Consider the following 19,968-nt stretch of genomic DNA (forward strand, 5'->3'; position numbering starts at 1 on the left):
GATCATGACAAGCGAAATCAAAAAAAATGCAGAAGAAGTAAAAGAAGCTTTAAAGGATTTACCGGAAGTTCCCGGCGAAGAAGCGAAAGAAGTCGAACACAAAGACTCCTTGATCTTCAATAATTCCGTCGTAGAAAAAATCGTCTCCTTGGCCGCCCGCGAAATAAAAGGCGTCTTGGACTTAAAAGGCGGCTTCATCTCCGGCATTACGGAAAGCTTCGGCGCATCCAACGACACCAAGGGCGTCGATGCCACGATCAACGGCAAGGAAGTCGTGTTGGACGTAAAAATCCTTTTGGAATTCGGCCAATCGGCACCGCGGATTTTTGAAGAATTAAAACAATACACGGAAAAACAACTGAAGCTTATGACGGGCTTGGACGTCGTGGAACTCAATATGGAAGTCGTCGACGTACTCACCCGCAAAGACTTCGAAGAAAAGAAACAAAAGAGCATTTCCAATCAAGTCGGATCCAACAAACAAGACTACAATCGTCAATGGTAAATCCAAGGGCTTGATATAAAATCAGTTCGCGAAAAAACGGATGCTGAGATTCTCGGCATCCGTTTTTTTGTGAGCGAAAAGCGGTTTTACTATATAATAATCCTGAGAGATAATATCAAATAAAAATAAATAACGCAGGAGGGATGCATGAGATCTGACGATTTTAAAATGCCCGCTTTTGGTGTGGGGCCGATTTATGTACTTAGCTGTTTGTTTTTAACCACGCTCGGAATCATGTTTCGAAACAAGAGATTTTTGAGTGCAGGCCAGATGGAATGGGAACGACTCATTTTTGTCGCCTTCGGCATTTTATTTTTATTCGGCGGCATGTATCTCTGGATTCATGCAGTGATTTTACAACGCATCAACGAAAAAGTTCGGGAACGGAAGCTTTTAACCACCGGCGTCTACGGATGGGTTCGAAACCCCGTATACAGCGCCTTTTTATTTATCTTTACCGGAGCCCTTCTTTTCGCTGCCAATTATCTCTTGCTCCTACTGCCTATTCTATTTTGGGCGATGCTCACCCTGTTAATGAAGCAAACGGAAGAAAAGTGGTTGCTCCGCCAATTCGGCGAGGAATATGCCCTCTATTGTAGGAAGGTGAATCGCGTGCTTCCTTGGTTTCCGAAAAGGCCAGGTGAGCATTAAAAAACCATCGAGAAAGGCTTCTCGATGGTCTTATGGTGTAAAGATTAAGAGATTATCCGTTTTTTAGACGCTGCATTAATTCCTCCACCTGCGCCTCGTCGGTTTCGCCGGCTAGATTTACCTCAAAGGCGTCGCTTGAGAGGGCAAGTGAAAAGACGAGCACGTCGTCCACGCGCTTTTGATAGACTCTGAACTTGCCCTCGTCGTATACGGCGTAGCTCGCCTTGGGCAACCCGTCTCCTTGGGCCACGGGAGTGGCGGCATCGCCGAACATGGCGAGGACGTCTTTGCCTTCTTCGGTTAAGGTAAGAATCTCGTCAGCATCCTCGATAAAATCGGCATCGCACAATTCGCTCATGTATTGGCACAGAAAGAAGTAATTCATGCGCCCTTCGTTTAAAACAGCGTCGTAAAAATCCTTCCGCCTCACCGGGCCCTTCCATGCGTCGATGGAGGAGAGCAGGTAGAGTTTGTCCGCCGCCAATGTGTGTAATGTTTCCTTTTTCATAGTATCACCTATAAGAATTATAGCACCCGAGGAGAAAAGATGGGCCGGATTCTGATATAATGAATAGATAGTAAAAAGGAGGAGCCTATGGAAAAGAAAGAATTGGTGTTGTACTCGAGGGAAGCCATCGCCGAGCGCGTCGGAGAATTGGCAAAGGAGATTGACGCGGCCTACGCCGGCGAGGAGATTCTGATTATCGGCCTTTTGCGCGGCTGTTTCGTCTTCTGCTCGGACCTTGTTCGGGAAATGAAGAGCAAAATGGAAATCGACTTTATGACCACCTCCAGCTACGAAAACAACGAATCCTCTTCCGGGGATGTGAAGGTGTTCGGCGACTTGCGCAGTGAGGTGAAGGGCCGCCACGTGCTCATCGTCGACGACATTATCGACACGGGCCACACCCTTAAAACGGTGGCGGAAGCCATTGAAAGAATGGAGCCGGCGTCGGTGAAAACGGCGGTGATGCTCGACAAACCCTCCCGCAGACAAGTGGATTTTTCCGCCGATTTTACGGGATTTACCATCGACGATGTCTTTATCGTGGGCTATGGATTAAATTATGGGCCGTATTACAGAAACAAACCCTACATCTACACCTACGAAGATTAATTTCATCGGCCTGCTCTATTGGTGCGTCCCGGCGGCGATTTTGTTTTTGCTCTTAGGGCCGCTGTTTTCAAAGAGAGATCCGTTTTTCGGCATCGTGCTCACGGAGGCGGTGGCGATTTTTCTCCCGGCAATTTATTTCAGGGGCCGCTACGGCGGGAAAAAGCACGGAGGCATGGCCCTTGGCGAGGCGGCGCTCTTGACCGTGGCCGTCTTTCCCATCATCCTCGTGATCAACGGCATTTTTCTCGATGCCTTGAGCCGCATTTATCTTTTGGAAAATCAAAATCTGGACCTGCTCAGGGGCGACGTGGGCCTTTTTAAACAAATCCTTACCATGGCCCTGGCGCCGGCGATTATGGAAGAATTCTTTTTCCGCGGCGTCTTGTGCGAACAGTTTTCCCGCCGCAGCCCGCGGGGCGCCGTGGTTTTGTCGGCGGCACTTTTCGCCATTTTTCATTTCGAATTGCAAAACAGCTTGGCTCCCTTTCTCTTCGGATTGGTCCTGGGCTATATTTACCTCTACGGCGGTTTAAAGGCCTGTATTTTTTCCCATTTTCTTTATAATTTGTCATCCATTCTGTTTATCCACTTCTTTAACGAACGGTGGATCGCGTCCTTTTCAAAGGCGGGGATCGTGCTTCGCCTGGGCGGCGTAAAAAATGCCACCACGGTGATGCTCCTCGTGGCGAGCGCCGTGGGCGTGGCTTTGATTTTGCGCGCCTCCATAAAAAGGCCCTTGCCTCGCGGAAAGCAAGTGGTGCGGCGCAAGGAGTGGATTCCGATTGCCATGCTCGCGGCAGTTTATGTGATTCAATTACTTGTATAGGAGGTCGATGATGGATAAATTAGCACAAGCGACAGAAATTTTAAAAAATGCGAAGTACGCCGTCTGTTTAACCGGCGCCGGCATCTCCACGGAATCGGGGATTCCCGATTTCAGAAGCGATAGGGGCTACTACACCAATTTTATTCCGGAAGATGCCCTGTCCGTCGGCGTGTTGGAAAGTAATCCGCAGCGCTTTTACAAGGAAGGCTACACGATTTTAAAGGATCTGGAAGGCAAAAAGCCCAATCCCGGCCACGTGGCTTTGGCTAAAATGCAGGAAAAGGGCATTATTCACGAAATCATTACGCAAAACATCGACGATTTGCATCAGGCGGCCGGCGCGAAGAATGTGCTTCAGGTGCACGGCGACGCCTCCACGGCCCGTTGTGAACGTTGCAACTACCGGGAAGATTTCAAGGCCTTCGACGAGCGGGTGCAGTCGGGGGACATTCCTCCGAAATGCCCGAAGTGCGGCGGCGTGATGCGAACCAATGTGGTTCTTTTCGGCGACGCCATGCCCCAAGCCTTTGACGACGCCGTGCGCGCCACGGAAAAAGCCGACACCATGATCGTCGTGGGCAGCTCTTTAAAGGTCATGCCCGTGGCCTATTTGCCGCGAATGGTGGAGCATTTAATCATCATCAACAAGGGCACCACGCCCTACGACCATAATGCGGATGTGATTTTCGACGGGGAAGCCTCGCCCATTTTAACGGAATTGGAGAAGCGACTCAGTGAGTGAATACGAAGCCTTTAGCCTGATCTATGACGCCGTCATGGCCAATTACGACTACGACGAGGCCTTTCACTGGGTGAAAGGCGTGGCCGGTGAAAGGGATCGACTCGACATTCTTGAAATGGCCATGGGCACGGGAAAGCTTACGGAAAAGCTCACGGCCATGGGCACGGTGGTAGGCTTCGATCGCTCCGAAGAAATGTTGATGCAGGCCTACCGTCGCCTCTACAAAAATCCCCGGGCCAAGTGGACAAAAATGGATCTGCGGAATTTTTCCTTCGGCAAATCCTTTGACTTGATCCTCTGCCTCTGCGACGGGCTCAATTACTTGCCTGATGAGGCGGATCTCTTGGCGTGCTTTAAACAGGTGCGAGCCCATTTAAAAACGAACGGCCGCTTTCTCTTCGACTTAAATACCGCCGCCCGTTTTCGGGAATACGGCGACTTAAAAGAAATTCGCGACGAAGAGGACTATTTTTTAACGTGGGAAAATCACTTCGACGGCGATGTGAATCGCTACGTCATTACCGCCTTTTTGGAAGAAGAAGACGGCTCCTACGAGCGCTTCGACGAAATCCACGAAGAGTATGTTTACGATGAAAAGACCGTGAAAAAATGCCTAAAGGAAGCGGGCCTGAAGGTGCTCGCTATGTACGACGGCTATAGTTTTTCGCCTGCGACGCCGCTATCGAAGCGGATCAGTTTCGTCGCGGGAATCGACGAGTAAAGGAGTTTTATGACCGATACATGTATTCGTGCAATGAATGAGAAGGGCACCATTAAAGTGAGCGTGGCCACGGCCACGGCTTTGGTGGAAACCGCCCGCATTACCCATCAAACCTCGGCCACGGCCACGGCGGCCTTGGGGCGGAGTCTAATCGCAGGGCTTTTGCTCCGAAATAAATTAAAGGGCAAAGAGGAGTCCATGACCATGATCGTGGACGGATCCGGGCCTCTCGGAAAAATCGTGGTCACCGGCAGAAACAACGGCCACATTAAAGGCTATGTGGATCATCCCCAGGCGGACCTTCCCAGTCGCGAGACCGACGGCAAGCTGGATGTCGGCGCCGCCGTGGGCCTTCCCGGCACCTTAACCGTGACCATGGACTTGGGCATGCGGGAGCCCTACACGGGAAAAGTCGCCCTCGTGAGCGGCGAAATCGGCGAGGATGTGGCCCAATACCTGTACCAGTCCGAGCAGATTCCTTCGGCGGTAGGCCTCGGCGTCGCCGTGGACACGGATCTAAGCGTGAAACACGCCGGCGGCTTTATTATTGAAATCATGCCCGGCGCCGACAACGACGACATCGAGCACCTGGAAAAGACATTAAAGGGCGTGAAGTCTGTGACGGAACTTTTGGCGCAGGGGCTTGACACAGAAGGGCTCTTGCACGCCCTCTTGCCCGGCTACGAATTGAAGATCTTAAGTGAGGCACCCATCGCCTATGTCTGCGAATGTTCCAAAGAGAAAGTGGCGGATTCCATCGCCGCGCTGCCGGATTTCGAGATTCGCGAAATGATCGAAGAAGACAAGGGTTGCGAAGCCACCTGCCATTTCTGCAATCGCCGCTATCAATTCGACGAAGCGGAACTTGAGGCCATGCTCTCGGCCCACGAGGCGGAGGAGTAAATAATTTCTTCGACCCGTTTAAAAATTTCTTGACAGATCCGTAAAGTTTCTGTAAGATAGAAAAAGGTTGTCGCTGACGACCTTGCCCAGATAGCTCAGTCGGTAGAGCAGCAGACTGAAAATCTGCGTGTCGCTGGTTCGATTCCGGCTCTGGGCACCACTTGCGGAAGTGGCTCAGTGGTAGAGCATCGCCTTGCCAAGGCGAGGGTCGCGAGTTCGAATCTCGTCTTCCGCTCCAAGCTCGGTTCATACCGGGCTTTTTTCTTACCCAAAAACATGACGAGGAGGCCGATCAATGAAAATCATCAGAATTCTTTTGCCGCTCATACTAGTCGGCATACTGGTCATCTATACGATTCAAAGAGCAAAGAAGATGCAGGATTCGCAGGATAAAAGTGAAGAGGAGAAAGCCGAGAATCATATGGCCGAGGGCATGGCCATCGGCATGTGCTTCGGCACGGCGACGGGAATCGCCTTGGGCGCGGAAAACCTGGCCATGGGAATCTCCGTCGGCATGTTGTTGGGCATGCTCGTCGGAATGAATGTAAAGGACAAATAGCTTTTAAACCGGACTTATTTTTTGCTTGGGCACCTGTTTCGGCAGGTGCTGTTTTTTATGTCGGAATGAAAGCGTGAGGCCGAAGAAGTAAAAAAGGGCACAAAAAAACCGCCGAGCTTTCTCGACGGTTTGGAGGCGACACCCGGACTTGAACCGGGGATAAGGGTGTTGCAGACCCGCGCCTTACCACTTGGCTATGTCGCCTTACCTATTGACTATGTCAGTATAACATAGACTTTAAATATAAGCAAGGCGGATTTTTTGACTAGAGAAATTGGCGCCGATGCCCTATCCGCCGTCCATTCTATGGTATAATGAACCATTAGATCAGAGCACAAACCGAAGGGAGTACTTATGAAAGAGTTACTTGAAAAATTGGAATCCGGCGCACTGTCCGCCATTGACGGCGCCAAAACCATGGATGATTTGGAAAAAATTCGCCTGCAATACCTCGGTAAGAAAGGTGAATTAACTCAAATTTTAAAGGGCTTAGGTAAGTTATCTAAGGAAGAACGCCCCATCGTCGGCAGTTTTGCCAACGAAGTGCGGGAAAAAGTTCAGGGAAAGCTTGAAGAAAAAATCGTCAACCTGAAAGAAAGCGTCTACGAAGCGCAAATGGAAGACGAATACCTGGACGTCACCTTAGATGCAGGGAAGCTCCGCGTCGGTCATCGCCATCCCCTTTTAAAGACGAAAGAAGAATTGGAAGATCTTTTCGTGGAAATGGGCTTCACCGTCGTGGACGGTCCGGAAATCGAAAGCGTCGCAAACAATTTCGACGCCTTGAATTCCCCGAAAAACCATCCCTCCCGCGACAAGAGCGACACCTTTTACATCGACGATAAAACCTTGCTTCGTACCCACACCTCGCCGATGCAAATCCGCGCCATGAAAGAATACGGCGCGCCCCTTCGCATTGTGAGCAGCGGTCGCGTCTTCCGTTTCGACGACGTGGACGACACCCACTCGCCCATGTTCCATCAATTTGAAGGCCTGGTCGTGGATAAAGGCGTGAGCCTGGCCAATTTAATCGACACATTAAATGTCTTCGTCAAAGAAATGTTCGGCGACGACATGCAAATCAGATACCGCCCCCACAACTTCCCCTTTACGGAACCTTCCACGGAAGTTGACGTCACCTGCCTCGTCTGCCACGGGGAAGGCTGCCCCGCCTGCAACCACACGGGCTGGAGCATGGAACTTTTGGGCGCCGGCGTCGTACACCCCAACGTCCTCAGAAACTGCGGCATCGACCCCGATGTTTACAGCGGTTTTGCCTTCGGCATGGGCATCGACCGGATTGCCATGGTTAAATACGGCATTACGGACATTCGCCTCATGTTTGAAAACGACGACCGTTTCTTGTCTCAATTCTAGGAGGTACTGAAGGATGTTATTACCCAAATCTTGGCTTGAAAAATACGTAGAACTCCCCGCCGACACGCGGACCATGTGCGATGAAATTACCGCCACGGGCAATCACGTGGAATCCATTATCGACCGCAGCAAAGGCCTCGAAGGCGTCGTCGTAGGAAAGATATTGAAAATCGAACCCCACCCCAATGCGGACAAATTGGTGGTCTGCCAAATCGACGTGGGCGGCGAAGAAAAACAAATCTTAACGGCGGCAAAAAACGTCTTTGAAGGCGCCGTCGTGCCCGTGGCGCTGGACGGTGCAAAACTTGCCGGCGGCATGAAAATTAAAGAAACGAAAATGCGCGGCCTCCCCAGCGAAGGCATGATGTGCTCTTTGGAAGAAGTGGGCATGGACACCTCCGTCATTCCGAAAGATGCCCGGGACGGGATCCATATTTTGCCCGATGATGTGCCCCTCGGCAGCGACTACGTGAAGGTACTGGAGCTTGACAAGGAAGTCATCGAGCTCGAAATCACGCCGAATCGCCCGGACTGCTTAAGCGTTCGCGGCATGGCAGTGGAAACGGCGGCTTCCACGAACAGCGCGTTGAAGGAAAATGCCCTTACCGTTACGGAAAACAGCGACGTGGCCATGAAAGATGCTTTTAACGGCCTCAATGTGGAAACGGAAAATGCGCCGCGTTTCTACCTCCGCATGCTTACCGACGTGGAAGTCAAGCCCTCGCCCCTGTGGATGCAAAACGACTTAATGGCCGCCGGCGTGCGCCCCATTAACAACATCGTCGACCTGACGAACTACGTCATGTTGGAATACGGCCAACCCCTTCACGCCTACGACCTGGAACACTTAAAGGGCAAGGAAATCCACGTGCGCATGGCAAAAGACAAGGAAAAAATGCACACCCTGGACGGCAACGAACACATCTTGTGTGAAGACGACATCGTCATTGCCGACAAGGAAGGCATCATCGGTCTCGCAGGCGTCATGGGCGGCGACATCTCCGGCGTCAGCGAAACGACGACCACGGTTATTTTGGAAGGTGCTAATTTCGACGCCGATCACATTCGCAAGACATCGAAGCGCCAAGCCCTCCGCTCGGAAGCCTCCAGCCGTTTCGAAAAAGGCCTGGATCCCAATATGGCGAAAGCAGCCGTGGACCGCGTCTGTGAACTGGCCGTTGAAATCGGCGCGGCAAAAGTAGCCAAAGGCTGCTTCGATCACTACCCGAAAGAAGTCGCGCCCTGGACGGTGGATGCCAAGGTGAGCCGCATCAACGCCCTTTTAGGCACGGAAATTTCCGGCGAAGGCATGGTGAAGATCTTGGATTCTCTCCTGATCCCCACGACTCTGGACGGCGATATGCTTCACGCCACGATTCCCACTTTCAGAGGCGACTTGCACATTTGGGAAGATTTGGCCGAAGAAGTGGGCCGGATTTACGGCTTCGGCAACATTACGCCCCAACCCTTAAAGGGCACATTGACCCGCGGGGGCAAAAGCCTGTTCCGCCGGGTGCAAAAGCGCGCGGAAGACGTGCTTCTCGCCGCAGGTTTCGACGAATTTATGACCTACTCCTTCATGGGCCCCTCGGCTTTCGACCGGATTCAACTGGCGGCGGACGATCCCCTGAGAGAAGCCGTGAAAATTTCCAATCCCCTCGGCGAAGAGTACTCCATTATGCGGACCACCCTTCTTCCCAATATGTTGGATATTTTCGTAAAGAACATGAGCTACAAAAATCCCTCGGCCTACGGCTTTGAATTCGGCAATGTGTTCTCCGTGGACAAAGACGCCGACGGCCTGCCCAAGGAATACATGAAGCTCGCCATCGGTTTCTACGGCGAAGAAGATTTCTATTACCTGAAGAAAACCGTGGCCACGGTCTTGAAACGCCTCGGCATCGACGGGGTGCGCTTCGTTCAGGTACAGGACTTCCCCCTGTTCCACAAGGGACGCCAAGCGGAAGTTTACATCGACGACGAATGCATCGGTCGTTTCGGCTGCATCCATCCGAAGGCCCAAGGGGATTTAGGCATGAAACAACCCGTCTACATGGCCGAATTGGATTTCTCGAAGATCGTGGATAAAGCCAAAGACATCATTACCTACAAGCCCATCGCCCGCTTCCCCTCCATCGAACGGGATTTGGCCTTTATCGTCGACAAGAAGCTCGCGGCACAAGATCTGCTGGACTATGTGGAAAAAGAAGGCGGCGAACTTTTGGAATCCGTGGACGTCTTTGACGTGTACTTCGGCAAGGGCATCGAAGAAGGCAAGAAGAGCATTGCGCTGAAGCTGGCCTTCCGCCACGCCGATCGGACCTTAAAAGAATCGGAAATTGCTCACATTGTCGATGGCATCATCGAAGGAATCGAAGGACAGTTTAACGCCAAATTACGATCTGAATAAGAGGTGTAAGATGACAACGACGCGCGTACAGGTTGAAATTGCAGGCATGACCTTTCACGTTATCGGCGAAGACGACGAAACGTACGTCAAGGCTTTGGCGGATGAGGCCAACGAGCGCATCCAAGATGTGGAAAGCCACAACTACCGCTTAAACGACGTACAGGTATATATTTTAAGTCTCTTAAATGCGTTGGATGAAAAGAACAAGCAGGCCCGGGCCCAAGAAGCGGCCGACGCCTTGGCGGGAGATTCCCAAGGCGTGAAGGAAAAGCTTGAAGAAATCGACGCGCTGAACAAACGTCTGAAAGAAAATTCCGATGCCCTTGAGGCAAAAGACAAGAAGATCCAAGAGCTGGATGCCCGCTTCAAAGAATCCGACAACGAAAAGAAAAAACTCGAGCGGGAAAAGGCGGCCTTATCGGAAGAAAAAGCAGCCGCCGAAGAGCAGTTAAAGGCGAAGGACGACAAGATTCGCGAGCTGGAAGAAAAGAACTACGAAACGCAAATGCGCCTCGTGGATCTGAATAAAGAAATTTACGTCTTGCGCGGTGACCATGAACAGGAATAATCTGGAACTATTGGCACCGGCGGGATCCATGGCGTCTTTTTACGCCGCCATAAACAGCGGCGCCGATGCCGTCTATCTTGGCGGGAAGGAATTTTCCGCCAGAGCAAGTGCACAGAATTTCACGGCAGAGGAGATGGCGAAAGCTGTCTCCTATGCCCATGTCAGGGGCAAGCGCGTCTTCGTCACCTTAAACATTTTGCTTTCCGACGAGGAATGCGAGCGTGCGTTGAATTACGCGGCGGATCTCTATGAAATGGGCGTGGACGCCCTTATCGTACAGGACATCGGCTTTGCGGAGCTCGTTCGCAAGTACTTGCCGGATTTCGAGCTTCACGCCTCCACCCAAATGAGCGTCATGGACCTGGAAGGCGCCCGCTATCTGGAGAAAATGGGTTTCAGCCGCGTGGTGGTGGGAAGAGAAATTTCTCCCGACGAAATTCGCCGCATCAAAGATGGCACGGATCTTGAAATCGAAGCCTTTTGCCACGGCGCCCTCTGTGTTTCTATTAGCGGCCAATGTGAAATGAGCTCTTATATCGGCGCGAGAAGCGGCAATCGCGGCAATTGCGCCCAGCCCTGCAGAAAGCAGTACACCATCGAGGATGCTGCGGGAAATCCCGTTTACGACAAGGGCTATGTGATCAGTCCCAGGGATTTAAACACCATCCAATTTGTGGACCGATTGGCGGAGGCCGGCGTCTATTCCTTTAAACTGGAAGGCCGCATGAAAAGCCCGGAATACGTGGCGGTAGTGACCTCCAATTACAACAAGGCCCTGGGCGGAGAAAATTTTCAAATCGAAGACATGGCCCAGATGTTTAATCGCTCCTACACCAAGGGCGTGGGCTTCGGCGATTTCGGCGACGCCTTTATTACGAAATCGCGCCCCAATCACCGCGGCGTGAAAATCGGCGTCGTGGTAAACAGCGATCCCGAGGGGGGAACGACGGTGGACTGGAAGAGATTGCCCGAGGGCGGGGATCTCTTGGAATTTACCGTGGCCGGGGAAAAGAAGCGCCACACCTTCGCGGGAAAGGCGGAGGATGCTCTGCGCCTGCCCTTTGCCCCCGATGCAGGAACCACGGTGCTGCGCCTCTCTTCGGTGAAGCTCAACGAAGCGGCGGCGCGAGAAGCGGAAGAAATCGCCGGCACGCGCGATGTGCGCGGCCATTTCTACGCCCACATCGGCGAATTGCCCCGCTTTACTTTAAGCGGGGATCATGAGTCCGTGGCTGAGGGAGAGAATCCCCTGGAGCGTGCAAAGAAGGCGAAGGCGAACAAGGATCACATTCGGGAAAATTTAGGGAAATTCGACGGCTCCGTCTACGCATTAAAAGACGTGGAGCTGGACATGGACGACGACGTCTTTTTGCCGATTTCCACGGTCAACGACCTCAGGCGTCGGGCTCTGGCCGATTACGAGAAAAAAGACGAGCGGACGCGGCCGAGTTTCACTTTTTCCGAAAGCTTCAGAAAGAAAACCGTAGAAAAAACCTTGCTTACCGTGGAGATCTCCGAGGAAGAGGCGATTTACGATTTGCCCTATCGGGTCATCGATCGCCTGGAGCTGTACTTTTTGCCCTCAAAAGAGGCTATGGCTTTCTTGAAGGGCGTGGACGTGCCGGTCTATTACAGTTTCCCCTACGAAACGCCGGCGGGCTACGAGAAGGTCAAAAACTTTTTCGATGGCGGCGTCGTTCAAAACCTGGGCCAATTCGAAGACGTGGCCGGGGCTGTCGTGGCCGGGGAAGGACTCAATGTCTTTAACGCCTACAGTTTCCGCCACTTTCATCAGGCCGAGAGCATTATTCCGTCCTTTGAATGCAAGAGGCAACAGCTGGAAGCTCTTTATCGGCGCTTCGGCACCTGCGGCGAGATTTTATACTACGGCTACCCCCGCTCCATGACCATGCGCCACTGCCCCATGAGTTTAGTCAAAGGCTGCGGCGTGGACCGCAAATGCGGCACATGCGCCTTCAGAAAAAATTATCAGCTGCGAGACGAGCGAAACGCCGCCTTTCCCTTCCGTCGCATCGGCGACATGACGGAGATATACAACAGCGTGCCCCTATACCTCGGCGATCGGGCGAAGTCCATTATGGCCATGAAGCCCGCGGCGCTGAAGATTCGCGGACGCATCGGCGAAGACTTAAATAAGATCATTATGGAAGCGAGCCGCGTCATCGAAGGAAAGCCCGTGAAAAAGCCCGTGGTCAGCGAATTTACCCGCGGCCATTTCAACCGTGGAATCATCTAGTAGCAATTGTTTAGAAGAGGAGGAGATATGGCGCCTAAAATCGAAGCCATTCTTGAATTTCACGACATTGTCGAACAATTAAAGAACCTGACGACGTCGAGCATCGGCAAGAAGCGTTGCGAAACCATGCGCTTTTCCGCCGATCCCGCAGTCATCGAACAGAGGCAGCAGGAGACAGAAGAGGCCTTTCGCCTCCTGGTCGAGCGCTCGGCTCCTCCCTTATCCGGCGCCCGCCCCGTGGCGAAAAGCGCCCACTACGCCTCCCGCGGCGGCGTGCTTCACATAAGCGAGCTTTTGGAAATCGGCGATTCCCTTCGCGGCGTCTCTCGCATGCGCAAATACATGGCCGAGGCCGACGAATCCGTGGAAGATCCCTATCCCTCCATTCGCGCCATGGTTTCGGCCCTGTGGACTCAGGGAGATCTCAGAGAGCGCATCGAGGCCACCATCGAATCGGAAGATTCCATTTACGACGACGCCTCCCCGAAGCTGAAGACTATTCGCCGTTCTTTGGCGCGGAAAAAAGATCAGGTGCGGGATAAATTGCAGGCCATTTTAAACTCACAGGACCTGCAGGAATCCCTGCAAGATTCCCTCGTCACCATGCGGGAAGGCCGCTACGTGGTCCCCGTGCGCCACGACGCGAGAAACAAAGTGAAGGGCTTGGTTCACGACATGAGCGCCTCGGGCCAAACGGTGTACATCGAGCCCATGGCCATCGTGGAGGCGAACAACGAGATCCGTCAGTTGGAGCTGGAAGAACGGGACGAGATTCAGCGCATCTTGGAAGAGCTTTCCCAAGAAGTGGGTCAGTACCCGGAAGCCTTCGCGGAAAACGAGCGGCTATTCGGTCAGCTGGATTTCATCTTCGCCAAGGCCAAGCTGGCCTCGGATCAAAACGCCGTGCGTCCCAAGCTTTCCGCGGCGCGGATAACGAAGCTCGTGAACGCCCGCCATCCCTTAATCGACCGCCACAAGGTGGTGCCCTTGAATTTGGAATTAGGCGGCGACAATCAAGGCCTGATCATTACCGGCCCCAACACCGGGGGCAAGACCGTGAGCCTAAAGACCTTGGGCCTCATGGTGCTTATGACCCAATACGGCCTGCACATTCCTGCAGACCGCGGCACCACCGTCGGCATTTACAACGGCGTTTACGCCGACATCGGCGACGAGCAGAGCATCGAGCAGTCCCTCTCCACCTTCAGCGGCCACATGGTGCACATCGTGGATATCTTAAAGGCCGTGGACGAAAACAGCTTGGTCCTTTTCGACGAATTGGGCGCCGGCACCGACCCGACGGAAGGGGCGGCTTTGGCGTTAAGCATTATCGAACACCTTATGGCCAAGGGCGTGAGCTTTATGGCCACCACCCACTACACCCAGCTCAAGCTTTACGCCTTGACCCGGGAGGGCGTGCAAAACGCCTCCATGGAATTCGATGTGGAGACCTTGACACCCACCTATCGCCTCCACGTGGGCGTGCCCGGCAAGAGCAACGCCTTTGAAATTTCGTCTCGCCTCGGCCTCCCGAAAGAAATTTTAGACGGCGCCGAAGATTTTCTGGAAGGTGAAGACATCGCCTTTGAAGACGTGCTCACCACCTTGGAAGCGGAACGCAGCCGCCTTGAAAAGCGGGAAGCGGAGCTGGTGCAACTCACCGGCGAGTACAGGCGGGAAATGGCGGAAGCGAAGAAGACGGCGAATCGCTTAAATGCCGAAAAGGATCAGATTTTGCAGAGGGCGAGAGACGAAGCCCGCCGCATCGTAAAATCCGCCAAGGAAGATGCGGACCTCGCCGTGTCCGAAATACGGGACATTCGCGAGCAGCTACGAAAAGAAGACGCCCAAACCCTGCAACAGGCCCAAGATCTTTTGCGGGAAGGGGGCAAAAAATATCGCGACAAAGACGAAGGCATCGTGCTGAAGCGGGCGGCCAAACCGGCCAAAGCCCTGAAGCCGGGAGACGAAGTCTACGCGGAATCGTTGGGCGTGTCCGCCACGGTACTTGAAGGACCGGACAGTAAAGGCCAGGTCCTTGTGCAGGCGGGTTTAATGAAAATGACCCTGCCCGCCGCATCCTTAATTCGCAGCGAACCACAGGCGAAGGCAGAGAAAAAAGTCAACACGTCGAAAGTGCGGCAAAAGAAGCAGAAGAACGCCAAGGTGGAATTCGATATTCGCGGCAAAACCTTCGAAGAGGCGGAGCCCATTTTGGAAAAAGCACTGGATGACGGCTATTTGGCTTCTCTGGACCGGATACGAATCATTCACGGCAAGGGAACGGGGATGCTGCGCAAGAAAGTAAAAGAATACTTGCGTCACCATCCCTTGGTTAAAAAGCAGGAAGATGCCGAGCCGGCAGAAGGCGGCAGTGGCGTGACCATTGCATACTTAAGATAGGAGAGACTATGATCGATTTTAAAGAACAAATTGCAGAAGGGCTGGCTCGGGAAACGGGGCTGGAGAAAAACGAACTTATTTTAAAAATTGAAACGCCTCCGGACAAAAAAATGGGGGACTACGCCTTCCCCACCTTTACCTTGGCAAAGACCATGCGCAAAAACCCGGCCATTATTGCGCAAGAACTGAAGGAAAAACTGGAAGGCATGGAAGGCATCGAAGAGATCGTCGTTGCCGGACCCTACCTAAACTTTTTCATCGACACGAAAACCCTGGCCGAAAACGTGCTGAAGGCCGTTGTCGAAGAAGGGGACCGCTTCGGCGCATCGAATCTCGGCGAAGGCAAGACCGTCATCGTGGAATACTCCTCGCCGAACATCGCCAAGCCATTCCACATCGGCCACATTCGCACCACCATTATCGGCGATTCCATTAAACGCATTTACAAGCATTTGGGCTACAAAGTCGAGGCCATCAACCACTTAGGCGACTACGGCACCCAATTCGGCATGATGATCGAAGCCTACAAGCGCTGGGGCGACGATGAAGTCATCGAAAAAAACGCCATTCCCGAACTGGTGAAACTTTACGTGCGCATCAACAAAGAGGCGGAAGAAGATCAAGAACTTTTGGACAACTCCAGGGAGTGGTTCAGAAAGCTGGAAAGCGGCGACGAAGAAGCCGTCTCCCTCTGGCAATGGTTCCGCGATTTGAGCTTAAAAGAATTCGAACGTGTCTACGATATGCTGGATGTGGAATTTGATTCCTTCCGCGGCGAATCCTATTACTCCGAATTAATGATGAAAGCCGTGGAAGAAATAAAGGAAAAGGGCCTCTTAGTGGAAGATCAAGGGGCGCAAATCATTAATTTGGACAAGTACAATTTGCCCCCGTCCATTATTATTAAAAGCGACGGCTCCACCATTTACCTGACCCGCGACATCGCCACGGCCATTTTCAGAAAAGAACACTACGACTTCTACAAAAACATTTACGTCGTAGGCAGTCAGCAAAATCTTCACTTCCAACAATTAAAAGCTATTTTAAAAGAAATGGGCTACGACTGGGCCGACGACTGCATCCACGTGCCCTTCGGCATGGTCTCTCTGCCGGAAGGCACCCTCTCCACACGCAAGGGCAAAGTCGTCTACCTGGAAGATGTATTAAACCGTGCCGTGGACAAAGTGGAAGACATTTTGAAGGAGCGGGAAGAAACGAGCGGCGTGAAAATGGACAATCGCGACGAGCTGGCCCATCAAGTGGGCATCGGCGCCGTGAAGTTCCAAGAGCTCTTTAATCAACGGATTAAAGACTACGTCTTCGATTGGGACCGCACCTTAAGTTTCGATGGCGAAACCGGTCCCTATGTTCAATACACCCACGCCCGTATGAATTCCCTTCTGGAAAAAGGCGGCTTCGACGTAAACCGACCGGTGGATGCGTCTCTGCTCACTTCAAAAGAAGAGAAGGAACTCTTGCAAAAACTTTACGGCTTCAATCAAGTGATCGTAGACAGCCACGAAAAGTACGAACCTTATTTCGTGACCCGCTACATTACCGACTGTGCGAAGATCTTCAATAAGTACTACACCAATACGCCCATTCTCGTCGACGACGATGCACTGAAACAGGCCCGCCTGCTCTTGGTATACGGCGTCAAAAACATGATCAGCATCGGTTTAGATCTACTGGGAATCGAAGCCCCGGACAAAATGTAAGAAAGAGGCGAAAGCCTCTTTTTTTATGGAGGAAGAATGAACCCTTTACTCGTCGCCCTAAACGCCAGCTACGTCCACACGAATTTGGCCGTGCGCCTTCTTAAGGAATCCACGAAACGGCCCGTGGACCTTCTGGAAATGACCATTAACGAATCGAAAGACGTGATGATGCAGAAAATCCTGCGGGAACGTCCCGACGCGATTCTCTATTCCGCCTACATTTGGAATTGGACGCAGATCGAAACCATTGGCCGCTATATAAAAAAGGCCTTTCCCGAGATCAAACAATACGTCGGCGGCCCGGAAGTCACCTACGATAGCTTGGAGCGCATGGAAGAGGCGGCGTGGATCGACGGCATCTTGCGCGGCGAAGGCGAGGATAGCTTCGACGATTTTTTGGCCTACCTTGCCGGTGAAGCCGAAGCGGAGGCGGTGGCGGGTCTGGTGTATCGCTCCGGCGATAAAATTCAGGCGAGTCCTATGACGGTGCCCTTGGCCATGGACGGTCTTCCCGCGGGCTACGAAGAGGAAGACTTGAATCACCGCATCGCCTATTACGAATCCATGCGCGGCTGCCCCTACCACTGCAGCTACTGCCTGTCTTCCGAAGACGATGTGGTTCGCTACCGAAGCGTGGAAGAAATCAAAGCCCATATGCGCCGCATTTTCCGGACGGGAACGAAGCTGGTGAAATTTGTGGACCGCTCCTTTCACATTCGTCCCGCTCGCACGAAAGAGATCCTGCGCTTTTTCATCGACGAGGCACCGGAGGGCATGTGCATCCATTTTGAAATGAACTTGGAACACATGACCCCCGATGTGGCTGAATTGATCAACGAAGCGCCGGCGGGCCTCTTTCAAATCGAGGCGGGAATCCAATCGGTGAACCCGGAAGTAAACCGTCGCATCCACCGGAGCACGGATCTGGACAAAATGAAGCGGGCCATGGCCATGATCGACCGGGACAAAGTCCACATCCACGTGGATCTCATCGTCGGCCTTCCGGGAGAAGACATGGAAAGCTTTCTTCAGGGCTTTGACCGCGTGGTGCCCCTCGGTGCTAAAAAGGTTCAAATCGGCTTTTTGAAACTGCTCCGCGGCACGGAGCTGCGCCGTCGAGCCGAGGAATTTCACATCGTCTACGACGATCAGCCGCCCTACGAGGTGATCCGCACCGACGTCCTTCGGGCAAGTGAAGTCCTTTTACTGAAAAACTTCGCCACCATTGTGGAAAATTACTACGACGAAGACGCCTTTCTCGCCGTAAAATCCGAAGTCAAAAAGCGTGGCATGCGCCCGTCGGAATTTTACATGGCCATGGCCCGGGAGCTGGAAAAGAACATTCACCGAATGCCTCTGAAAAATCGCGAGGGAAAATACCGCTTCCTCTACGGCTTTTTAGAAGAATCGGGCCTGTCGGATGAGGCCATGTACTCGGCTTTGAAAGAAGATTTCTATTTTGCGGAGAATCGCTACATCGGCGGCGTCCTGCCCGTGGAGGATCCGGAAGCGGACCGTCAGGTCGTGGTGGAATTTTTGAAAAACCACCTGGACTTCGTTCCCGCAGGCGATCCCCTCAAGGCATCGAAGCACGTGCGCGGCATTTACCTGCCGGGGCGCGTGCGCTACATTTACTACGAAAACGGAAAATATAAAGACCACAGAGATGAAAGGAAGGACCATGGACAGTAAGAAATACCTAAGGGACTGGTACGACGCCATCGGCTTCTTGGAACAAATTCCCGGCCGCGAGAAAATACTGAACGGCGCGCCCATTCCCATGTTGCAAAAAGATTTGGTTCGCGAAATCAAGGCGCAGCGCGGCGACGGCACCATGGACTACCGCCACATTTTTACCGCCATGTGCGTCCTCGTCGCCTTGGATCCGGATTTTCCCTACGCCGACGTGTACTTGGAATTTTTAAAAGAAAATCGAGACGACGCCATTCGCGCCATCGACCGGCAGTTGGCCCTTGCCCTGAAACAGGAAGAGACTGAATTCGCCTATTTAATGGCGCGGGCCAAAGAATGTATACGGGGAAACGTGACTGATCGCCTGGAGACCACCTATGCCATGGAAGGCATCTACAACAAAAACTGGGGACAGGGCGAGGACTTAAGCGATCTGTTAAAAGAAATCACCGATCGCTACGAATCCGTCATCGACGACGAACCGAACTGCGCCGAAGCCTACGGGGCATTGGGGCGGCTATTCGAAGCGCAGGCCCTCTACATCAAGGCGAAGTTTTACGACGAAAAGGCCCTGGCCCTCGCCGAAGACGATCTATTGAAAGAACAAATGCGCATGGCACTTGAGCGGGTAGAAGAGCCGGCGGCCATCGACGGGGCGAAGACCTATTTGCACTACGGAAAATACGAAGAGGCCATCGCCGCCATTCAATCCCTGGATTCCAAGTACACCGAACCCGCGCAGTGCGCACACATTCTGGGCATGGCCTATTACGGATTGAGGGACACGGACAAAGCCATCGCCTTTCTCGAAGACGCGACATCCCACGGCGACGACGGTGAAATCGAAAATGACTTGGCCATCGCCCTGGCCGCCGCGGGAAGAGAAGAGGAAGCTCTGGATGTTCTATCAAGTCTTCTGGACAAAGAAAACGACAATCGCACCGCCCTTATGAACCGAGGCATCCTCTATTACAGAGAAGAAAAGTTTTCCGAAGCGCTGAACGACTTCGAAAAAGCCTACCGCCTCGCCTCCGATCCCGACCTGTGGGCCCTGATTGAGCAGACGAGAGAGCTGGCGGAAAGAGCGTAAAGGAAGAGATAAACGGAAGTAAAATTCGTGTTGACAAGAAATAGGGACCTGCGTATAATAATACTTACCTATTTGAGCGAACGCACTCGCGAGAGAAAAAGTTCAAAAAATAGGTTGACAAAAGTCACCATCACATGGTAAACTATACAAGTTGTCACGTGAGGTAAGTCAAAAAACTTTTTACAAAGATTTAAAAAGTGCTTGACAAAACGTCCTCTGCGGGATATACTGAATAAGCTGTTTCGTAAGACACAGCGCTGAACCAAGTTAATTAAATGGTATAAGAGATTAAACCATAACACATCTATAAGCTTAAAGCGGAACACAGTCAGTGGATCCGAGCTAAGCAAACTCAAAGTTTTTATTGAGAGTTTGATCCTGGCTCAGGACGAACGCTGGCGGCGCGCCTAACACATGCAAGTCGAGCGA

Annotated in this window: 17 protein-coding genes, 3 tRNA genes and 1 rRNA gene; 19 read left to right on the forward strand and 2 right to left on the reverse strand. The window is 52.5% G+C overall.

Annotation, left to right across the window (positions count from 1 at the left end; all coding sequences use genetic code 11):
* Window positions 1-4: 4 nt before the first annotated feature.
* Entirely contained in the window at window positions 5-505 is a 501-nt protein-coding gene (locus tag DG046_RS01025; RefSeq protein WP_108830742.1) for an Asp23/Gls24 family envelope stress response protein, read from the forward strand.
* 147 nt (window positions 506-652) lie between these two features.
* Window positions 653-1,156 carry a methyltransferase family protein gene (locus tag DG046_RS01030; RefSeq protein WP_108830743.1) on the forward strand — a complete coding sequence of 168 codons (504 nt, stop codon included), beginning with the start codon at window positions 653-655 and terminating at the stop codon, window positions 1,154-1,156.
* 52 nt (window positions 1,157-1,208) lie between these two features.
* Here the strand turns inward: DG046_RS01030 and DG046_RS01035 are convergent, their stop codons facing one another.
* Window positions 1,209-1,664: a DUF4364 family protein gene (locus DG046_RS01035; RefSeq protein ID WP_108830744.1), complete on the reverse strand. Its 456-nt coding sequence runs from the start codon at window positions 1,662-1,664 to the stop codon at window positions 1,209-1,211.
* Between the two features lie 87 nt (window positions 1,665-1,751).
* On the opposite strand from DG046_RS01035, the gene hpt reads away from it, so the two are divergent.
* The 8 genes from hpt to DG046_RS01075 all read left to right on the forward strand — a co-directional run bounded on the left by hpt (window position 1,752) and on the right by DG046_RS01075 (window position 6,024).
* On the forward strand, window positions 1,752-2,273 hold the full coding sequence (gene hpt, locus DG046_RS01040; protein WP_108830745.1) for a hypoxanthine phosphoribosyltransferase: 522 nt from the start codon (window positions 1,752-1,754) through the stop codon (window positions 2,271-2,273).
* On the forward strand, window positions 2,224-3,099 hold the full coding sequence (locus DG046_RS01045; RefSeq protein WP_108830746.1) for a CPBP family intramembrane glutamic endopeptidase: 876 nt from the start codon (window positions 2,224-2,226) through the stop codon (window positions 3,097-3,099). Before hpt ends, DG046_RS01045 begins: the two co-directional genes overlap by 50 nt.
* Before the next feature lie 10 nt (window positions 3,100-3,109).
* Window positions 3,110-3,841 carry an SIR2 family NAD-dependent protein deacylase gene (locus DG046_RS01050; RefSeq protein WP_108830747.1) on the forward strand — a complete coding sequence of 244 codons (732 nt, stop codon included), beginning with the start codon at window positions 3,110-3,112 and terminating at the stop codon, window positions 3,839-3,841.
* Window positions 3,834-4,562 carry a class I SAM-dependent DNA methyltransferase gene (locus DG046_RS01055; RefSeq protein ID WP_108830748.1) on the forward strand — a complete coding sequence of 243 codons (729 nt, stop codon included), beginning with the start codon at window positions 3,834-3,836 and terminating at the stop codon, window positions 4,560-4,562. Before DG046_RS01050 ends, DG046_RS01055 begins: the two co-directional genes overlap by 8 nt.
* Window positions 4,563-4,571: 9 nt before the next feature.
* Window positions 4,572-5,465 carry an Hsp33 family molecular chaperone HslO gene (gene hslO, locus DG046_RS01060; RefSeq protein ID WP_108830749.1) on the forward strand — a complete coding sequence of 298 codons (894 nt, stop codon included), beginning with the start codon at window positions 4,572-4,574 and terminating at the stop codon, window positions 5,463-5,465.
* Window positions 5,466-5,549: 84 nt separating this feature from the next.
* Window positions 5,550-5,625: transfer RNA gene (locus DG046_RS01065), tRNA-Phe, on the forward strand.
* Window positions 5,626-5,628: 3 nt separating this feature from the next.
* Window positions 5,629-5,703 (forward strand) — tRNA-Gly (locus DG046_RS01070).
* Window positions 5,704-5,760: 57 nt separating this feature from the next.
* Window positions 5,761-6,024: a glycine zipper domain-containing protein gene (locus tag DG046_RS01075; RefSeq protein ID WP_108830750.1), complete on the forward strand. Its 264-nt coding sequence runs from the start codon at window positions 5,761-5,763 to the stop codon at window positions 6,022-6,024.
* Window positions 6,025-6,154: 130 nt separating this feature from the next.
* On the opposite strand, the gene DG046_RS01080 is transcribed toward DG046_RS01075, so the two are convergent.
* Window positions 6,155-6,228: transfer RNA gene (locus DG046_RS01080), tRNA-Cys, on the reverse strand.
* 150 nt (window positions 6,229-6,378) lie between these two features.
* Here DG046_RS01080 and pheS point away from each other — a divergent pair.
* The 9 genes from pheS to DG046_RS01125 form a co-directional block, all read left to right on the forward strand.
* Window positions 6,379-7,401 carry a phenylalanine--tRNA ligase subunit alpha gene (gene pheS / locus DG046_RS01085; RefSeq protein ID WP_108830751.1) on the forward strand — a complete coding sequence of 341 codons (1,023 nt, stop codon included), beginning with the start codon at window positions 6,379-6,381 and terminating at the stop codon, window positions 7,399-7,401.
* A gap of 13 nt (window positions 7,402-7,414) precedes the next feature.
* Window positions 7,415-9,811, forward strand: a complete 2,397-nt coding sequence (pheT, locus tag DG046_RS01090; protein ID WP_108830752.1) for a phenylalanine--tRNA ligase subunit beta — start codon at window positions 7,415-7,417, stop codon at window positions 9,809-9,811.
* A 10-nt stretch (window positions 9,812-9,821) separates the two neighbouring features.
* A complete protein-coding gene (locus DG046_RS01095; protein ID WP_108830753.1) occupies window positions 9,822-10,379 on the forward strand; it encodes a cell division protein ZapA in 558 nt (185 codons plus the stop codon).
* On the forward strand, window positions 10,366-12,636 hold the full coding sequence (locus DG046_RS01100; protein ID WP_108830754.1) for a peptidase U32 family protein: 2,271 nt from the start codon (window positions 10,366-10,368) through the stop codon (window positions 12,634-12,636). Before DG046_RS01095 ends, DG046_RS01100 begins: the two co-directional genes overlap by 14 nt.
* Window positions 12,637-12,663: 27 nt before the next feature.
* Window positions 12,664-15,039: an endonuclease MutS2 gene (locus DG046_RS01105; protein WP_108830755.1), complete on the forward strand. Its 2,376-nt coding sequence runs from the start codon at window positions 12,664-12,666 to the stop codon at window positions 15,037-15,039.
* Window positions 15,040-15,047: 8 nt separating this feature from the next.
* Complete coding sequence (gene argS, locus DG046_RS01110; RefSeq protein WP_108830756.1) at window positions 15,048-16,757, forward strand: arginine--tRNA ligase; 1,710 nt, start codon at window positions 15,048-15,050, stop codon at window positions 16,755-16,757.
* A 36-nt stretch (window positions 16,758-16,793) separates the two neighbouring features.
* Window positions 16,794-18,449, forward strand: a complete 1,656-nt coding sequence (locus tag DG046_RS01115) for a B12-binding domain-containing radical SAM protein (protein WP_108830757.1) — start codon at window positions 16,794-16,796, stop codon at window positions 18,447-18,449.
* Entirely contained in the window at window positions 18,439-19,539 is a 1,101-nt protein-coding gene (locus DG046_RS01120) for a tetratricopeptide repeat protein (protein ID WP_159082011.1), read from the forward strand. The genes DG046_RS01115 and DG046_RS01120 overlap by 11 nt, the downstream gene beginning before the upstream one ends.
* A gap of 360 nt (window positions 19,540-19,899) precedes the next feature.
* Window positions 19,900-19,968, forward strand: a 16S ribosomal RNA gene (locus DG046_RS01125); the annotation flags it as partial.

The sequence above is a fragment of the Aedoeadaptatus coli genome (assembly GCF_900343085.1).
Classification (GTDB): Bacteria; Bacillota; Clostridia; order Tissierellales; family Peptoniphilaceae; genus Aedoeadaptatus; species Aedoeadaptatus coli.

Coding starts and splice junctions, on each gene's coding strand:
- DG046_RS01025 (WP_108830742.1), top strand. CDS start 5: ATGACAAGCGAAATCAAAAAAAATGCAGAAGAAGTAAAAGAAGCTTTA.
- DG046_RS01030 (WP_108830743.1), top strand. CDS start 653: ATGAGATCTGACGATTTTAAAATGCCCGCTTTTGGTGTGGGGCCGATT.
- DG046_RS01035 (WP_108830744.1), bottom strand. CDS start 1,664: ATGAAAAAGGAAACATTACACACATTGGCGGCGGACAAACTCTACCTG.
- hpt (WP_108830745.1), top strand. CDS start 1,752: ATGGAAAAGAAAGAATTGGTGTTGTACTCGAGGGAAGCCATCGCCGAG.
- DG046_RS01045 (WP_108830746.1), top strand. CDS start 2,224: ATGGGCCGTATTACAGAAACAAACCCTACATCTACACCTACGAAGATT.
- DG046_RS01050 (WP_108830747.1), top strand. CDS start 3,110: ATGGATAAATTAGCACAAGCGACAGAAATTTTAAAAAATGCGAAGTAC.
- hslO (WP_108830749.1), top strand. CDS start 4,572: ATGACCGATACATGTATTCGTGCAATGAATGAGAAGGGCACCATTAAA.
- DG046_RS01075 (WP_108830750.1), top strand. CDS start 5,761: ATGAAAATCATCAGAATTCTTTTGCCGCTCATACTAGTCGGCATACTG.
- pheS (WP_108830751.1), top strand. CDS start 6,379: ATGAAAGAGTTACTTGAAAAATTGGAATCCGGCGCACTGTCCGCCATT.
- pheT (WP_108830752.1), top strand. CDS start 7,415: ATGTTATTACCCAAATCTTGGCTTGAAAAATACGTAGAACTCCCCGCC.
- DG046_RS01095 (WP_108830753.1), top strand. CDS start 9,822: ATGACAACGACGCGCGTACAGGTTGAAATTGCAGGCATGACCTTTCAC.
- DG046_RS01100 (WP_108830754.1), top strand. CDS start 10,366: ATGAACAGGAATAATCTGGAACTATTGGCACCGGCGGGATCCATGGCG.
- DG046_RS01105 (WP_108830755.1), top strand. CDS start 12,664: ATGGCGCCTAAAATCGAAGCCATTCTTGAATTTCACGACATTGTCGAA.
- argS (WP_108830756.1), top strand. CDS start 15,048: ATGATCGATTTTAAAGAACAAATTGCAGAAGGGCTGGCTCGGGAAACG.
- DG046_RS01115 (WP_108830757.1), top strand. CDS start 16,794: ATGAACCCTTTACTCGTCGCCCTAAACGCCAGCTACGTCCACACGAAT.
- DG046_RS01120 (WP_159082011.1), top strand. CDS start 18,439: ATGGACAGTAAGAAATACCTAAGGGACTGGTACGACGCCATCGGCTTC.